Raw genomic sequence first — 4742 nt, 5'->3', positions numbered from 1 at the left:
CGGTGCCGAAGTGCTCGCCGACGAGTCGCGTCACGAGGTCGGCGAGGGGGCCGGTGGCCGTCGCGGCGCCGGGCTCGGCGCGATTGCTACCGTCGGCAGGGGCGGGTCGTGCCGTCGACGTCGTCGGCTCCTGGGGCTCCTCGGGCTCCAGCGGATGGTCCGCGGCGACCCGGTCGAGCGCGATCGCGGCATGCAGCAGGACGTCGTTCAGTCCGTACTCGTTGGGCGCATACCCGGCCTCGGCGAGCCCGGCGACGAGCGCGGTGCGGAAGTCGGACACCTCGGGGAACGCGGCCCGCAACGCGTCGAGCTCGAGCATGCCGCGCGACGACTCCTCGCGGAACAGCGCGCCGAGCAGGCGTCGGCGCGCCGATTCGGGCCCCTCGAGGACGATGCGCGGCCCGTGCCGCACGAGGGTGAGGCCCGTTCCCTCGAGTCGCGTGCGCACCCGGCCCAGGTCGCTCTCGAACGTCGAGTCGCTCACGTGCGCCGCCGCGGCGGTCTCGTAGACGTCGAGGCCGTCGCTCGCGTCGATGAGCGAGCGGATGACGCGTGCCACCCGCATCGCCGGCGTCGAGTCCCGTCGCGTGGAGGTTCGCCTCCCGGCCCACGCCGCGCGATCGAGCCGGTAGCCCGCGGGGCCCGACTCGACGACCGTTCCGCCCGTGTTCGCCTGTGCCGCGTAGCTGCGGATGGTGCGCGGCGTGACGTCGAGCCGGTCGGCGAGCTCGGCGGCCGTCGTCCAGGCCCCGGCATGGGCGAGCGCGTCGACGAGGCGCTCCCACTTCTCGGCCACTGCAGCTCCCGGGTCTCACCGGCGCCACGCGACGCCGTGCGGTGCAGCCAGTCAACCACCGACCTGGCCCCGGATGGCCCGATCCGCGATCTGTTTCCGGGGGTGCGGAAGCGAATCGAGTGGCCCCCACGGGGCGCCCGTCGGCAGACTCGATCCATCGCGGCGGGATGCCGTGGCCGAACGATCGACGAGGACCGGGCGAGAACCGGGCGAGGAGGCTTGGTGGTGCGCATCATCGTGGTCTGTGGCGCTGGCGCATCCAGCACCTTCATCGCCCATCGCATCCGGCGGGCCGCCTCGAACCGGGGAATCGAGGTGCGTGCGAACGCGACGAGCGAATCACAGCTCGACGCGGCGCTCGCCGACGCGGACGTGCTCCTCGTCGGCGCCCACCTCGTCGACCGCATCGGCCAGCTGCGCGAGCGCGCGGCCGCGGCATCCGTGCCGTTCGCGATCCTCTCCTCGGAGGCGGCCGCCGCCCACGACGGCGAGGACGCCCTCGACCTCGCCCTCGAGTTCGCTGGGGCGGCGTCATGAACCGGCGCACGGTGCGCGCCGCGGTTCCCCCCGCGGTGGCCCCGGGCTATGGTGAACGAGGGAACGGAAGCCAGCGACGGAGACCGGAGTCATGGTGGAACGCACTGTTCGAATCGGATCGACCCACGGCCTGCACGCCCGGCCTGCGAAGCTCTTCACGCAGGCCGCTGCCGCATCCGGAGCGGCGGTCACCATCCAGAAGGCCGGCGGCGCACCCGTCAACGCGGCGAGCATCCTCGCCGTCATCGCGCAGGGCATCGACCATGGCGACGACGTCACGATCGTCGTCGACGGCGGCGACGAGTCGGCCGTGCTCGACCAGCTCGTGGAGTTGCTCAGCACCGACCACGACGAATAGCGCGGGGCATCCGTCGCCCGGGCATCCGAACGGGGAGGGCGAATGATGGAGATCAAGGGCACGGGGATCGGGCAGGGGGTCGCGGTCGGGCCGGTCGTGCGGATGGCCGAGGCGTTGCCGGAGCCCGTCGATCGGCCGAGTCACCTCGACCCCGAGCGCGAGGGCGAGCGGGCGAGGGCGTCGCTCTCGGTCGTCGCCGCCGAGCTCGCCAACCGCGGGGCGAAGGCCGGCGGAGCAGCGAAGGACGTGCTCGAGGCGCAGGCCATGATGGCCGAGGACCCGAGCCTGATCGACGAGGTCACGAAGCTGCTCGCCACCGGCAAGACCGCCGAGCGCGCCGTGTACGAGTCCTTCGCCGCCTACCGCGACCTGCTCGCCGGCATGGGCGGCTACATGGGGGAGCGCGCCGCCGACCTCGACGACATCTCGCAGCGGGTCATCGCGCACCTGCTCAAGCTTCCGGCGCCGGGCGTGCCCAACCCGGGGCATCCGTTCGTGCTCGTCGCCCGCGACCTCGCCCCGGCCGACACCGCCACCCTCGACCTCGACCAGGTGCTCGGGCTCGTCACGGTCGACGGCGGGCCGACCTCGCACACCGCGATCCTGGCGCGTGAGAAGTCGATCGTCGCGATCGTGGGGGCGACGGATGCCGCGAGCCTCGCCGATGGCGACACGGTCGTCGTCGCTTGCCGGTGAGCTTCTCGAGGTCGGCGCGGATGCGCTCGGGGCGGTGCGCGCGAACTTCACTCGGGAACGGTGAGAACGCGGGTCGGATGACCCCCAGTCATCCGACGACGCCAAGGCGATCACCGAGCTCCGCGAGGCCGGCCCGGGCGTACCCCTCGATGCCGCTGCGCAGGCCCGCCATCGTGGCGGTGTCATCCCCCAGTACGTGCTCTTCAATAAGCTCGAGGCGCTGGCCGTGCAGCGACAGGCCGTAGGCGATGAGCATGAGCGGCACGGCCGCGTGGCCGATGAGCTCGATCGGCTCGAGCACGATCGGCGGGAGCTCGATGCCCGTCACCGCCACGAGGACGCCGAGCAGGGACCCCACGATGATCGGGTTCGTCAGCGTCGAACGCACGATCACCCATGCCGACGTGCGCCCCTCGACGGTCGCGCCGAGCACGGCGAGCGCGAGCGGCGCGAAGAGGAGCAGCTGCAGCAGCACGACCGGCGCCGAGTACGCCGCGTCGCCGAGCATGTACACCGCGATCGGGATGCCGAAGTTGTTGCCGTTCACGTACCCCGCCGCGAGCGAGCCGATCACGGTGCGCGGCAGGCCCCGGCGCCAGGCGGCGAGCGACACGAGCGCGAAGACGAGCATCATCGTGATCGCGGCGAGCGCCGACACCGGCAGGAGCGCCGAGAACAGCGACCGCACGTCGGCGGTCGCGAGCACCGAGAACAGCAGGAACGGCGCGAGCACGTTGAAGTTGAGCTTCGCGAGCACCGGGCGGGCGCCCGGCCCCAGCACGCCGACCCGGGCCGCGAGCCAGCCCACGAAGACGGCGAGGGCGATCACCGCAAACCCGGTGAAGATGTCGATCACGCGCGCTGCCCCAGCCTCGGGGAACGGTGCACGGCGCTCATCGCTTCGACCCTACCTGCACGGATGCCGCCGGCCGGTGCCGCGCGACGACCGGCGGGGCGAAGCCCTTCCGTCCGTCCGACCCCGCCGATACGCTGCACGCGAGGGCGGAAGCGCCCAGCTGCAAGGGGGAACAGGTCATGGGCGAACAGGTTGAGGACGTGGTCGGCACCACGGCGGAGCATCCCGGTCGAGCCGGCGGACCTTCCCGCTTCGCGGGGATCGTGGGAATCATCGTCGGCGCGTTGATGGTCATCGGCGGCATCGCGGCCTGGGTCGGAGTGACGGTCCAACTCTCCGAGGAGAACATCACGGTCGCGGAAGACGCGGCCTTCCTGCAGGGAGCACCGGTCACCGACCCGCTGAGCGCATGGGCGCAGGCCGAGGTCATCCAGAAGCACACCCTCGAGTTGACGGGCGGGCAGACCTACGCCGAACTCGACCAGGACGACCCGCTGCGCGAGACGGCCGCCACCGCCTCCTACCTCCGCACCTCCCTGTTCACGTCGATCGTCGCGTTCGGCGTCGCGCTCCTCGCCGCCGGTACCGGGGCCATCGCGATCCTCTACGGGTGGTCGCTGCTCGCCCTCGGGAGGCGGTCGACCTGAACGGGGACACGATGCACGCGAGCGGCGCGGCATCCGTGCCCCTCGAACTCGTCGACCGCTGGTGGCGCGCGGCGAACTACCTGACCGTCGGGCAGATCTACCTCATGCGCAACGCGCTGCTCAAGCGCCCGCTCGAATCCGGCGACATCAAGCCGCGCCTGCTCGGCCACTGGGGCACCTCGCCGGGACTGAGCCTCGTCTACGCACACCTCAACCGCGCGATCGTCGAGCGCGGCACGCCCATGCTCTACGTGTGCGGGCCCGGCCACGGCGGCCCCGCCATGGTCGCGAACGCCTGGCTCGACGGCACCTACTCCGAGCTGTTCCCCGCGGTCGGCGCCGACCGTGGCGGCCTCGACCGGCTGTTCCGGCAGTTCTCGTTCCCTGGCGGCATCCCGTCGCACGCGGCGCCCGAGACGCCCGGCTCCATCAACGAGGGCGGGGAGCTCGGCTACTCGCTCATGCACGCCTTCGGCGCCGCGCTCGACCGCCCCGGTCTGGTCGTCGCATGCGTCATCGGCGACGGCGAGGCCGAGACCGGACCGCTCGCGGCGAGCTGGCGCGGCCACGCGTTCCTCAACCCCGAGACCGACGGTGCGGTGCTGCCGATCCTGCACCTCAACGGCTTCAAGATCGCCAACCCGACCCTGCTGGCCCGCATCCCCGAGTCGCAGCTCGTCGACTTCCTGCGCGGTCACGGGTACGAGCCCCTGCTCGTCAGCGGCGGGTTCGACGGCGAGGACCCGATGGCCGTCCACGTGCGCCTCGCCGACGCGGTCGACGTCTCGCTCGAGCGCATCGCCTCCATCCGAGCGGATGCCGCGGCCGGCGCCTTCCGCGACACGGCGCCGC

The 4742-nt window shown here is 72.4% G+C and carries 5 protein-coding genes and 2 pseudogenes; 5 read left to right on the top strand and 2 right to left on the bottom strand.

What is annotated here, in order from left to right; translation table 11 throughout:
- A pseudogene (locus GH736_RS17510) lies at positions 1–796 on the bottom strand (BglG family transcription antiterminator); the annotation flags it as partial.
- Positions 797–1018: 222 nt separating this feature from the next.
- Here GH736_RS17510 and GH736_RS17505 point away from each other — a divergent pair.
- The 3 genes and pseudogenes from GH736_RS17505 to GH736_RS17495 all read left to right on the top strand — a co-directional run.
- A complete protein-coding gene (locus tag GH736_RS17505) occupies positions 1019–1333 on the top strand; it encodes a PTS sugar transporter subunit IIB (RefSeq protein ID WP_235934395.1) in 315 nt (104 codons plus the stop codon).
- 91 nt (positions 1334–1424) lie between these two features.
- The gene (locus GH736_RS17500; RefSeq protein WP_159605611.1) at positions 1425–1691 is read left to right on the top strand and encodes an HPr family phosphocarrier protein; all 267 of its coding nucleotides are present in this window, start codon (positions 1425–1427) and stop codon (positions 1689–1691) included.
- Between the two features lie 42 nt (positions 1692–1733).
- Positions 1734–2375 (top strand): annotated as a pseudogene (locus GH736_RS17495) (phosphoenolpyruvate-utilizing N-terminal domain-containing protein); the annotation flags it as partial.
- Positions 2376–2475: 100 nt separating this feature from the next.
- On the opposite strand, the gene GH736_RS17490 reads toward GH736_RS17495, so the two are convergent.
- Positions 2476–3243, bottom strand: coding sequence for an AEC family transporter (locus tag GH736_RS17490; protein ID WP_159605607.1), 768 nt, complete (start codon positions 3241–3243; stop codon positions 2476–2478).
- A 179-nt stretch (positions 3244–3422) separates the two neighbouring features.
- Here GH736_RS17490 and GH736_RS24650 point away from each other — a divergent pair, with 179 nt between their 5' ends.
- Positions 3423–3890, top strand: a complete 468-nt coding sequence (locus GH736_RS24650) for an aromatic ring-opening dioxygenase LigA (RefSeq protein ID WP_235934393.1) — start codon at positions 3423–3425, stop codon at positions 3888–3890.
- Between the two features lie 11 nt (positions 3891–3901).
- Positions 3902–4742, top strand: an 841-nt coding sequence (locus GH736_RS17485) for a phosphoketolase family protein (RefSeq protein WP_456236775.1), incomplete at its 3' end; no start/stop codon positions are given.

Source organism: Agromyces humi, assembly GCF_009720255.1.
Classification (GTDB): domain Bacteria; phylum Actinomycetota; class Actinomycetes; order Actinomycetales; family Microbacteriaceae; genus Agromyces; species Agromyces humi.
The sequence above is the reverse complement of the archived record's forward strand: the minus strand, read 5'-3'. Positions and strand labels throughout refer to the sequence as shown.

What these genes read in the sequence shown, in the direction of transcription:
- GH736_RS17500 (WP_159605611.1), top strand. Translation starts at nt 1,425, where the DNA reads ATGGTGGAACGCACTGTTCGAATCGGATCGACCCACGGCCTGCACGCC.
- GH736_RS24650 (WP_235934393.1), top strand. Translation starts at nt 3,423, where the DNA reads ATGGGCGAACAGGTTGAGGACGTGGTCGGCACCACGGCGGAGCATCCC.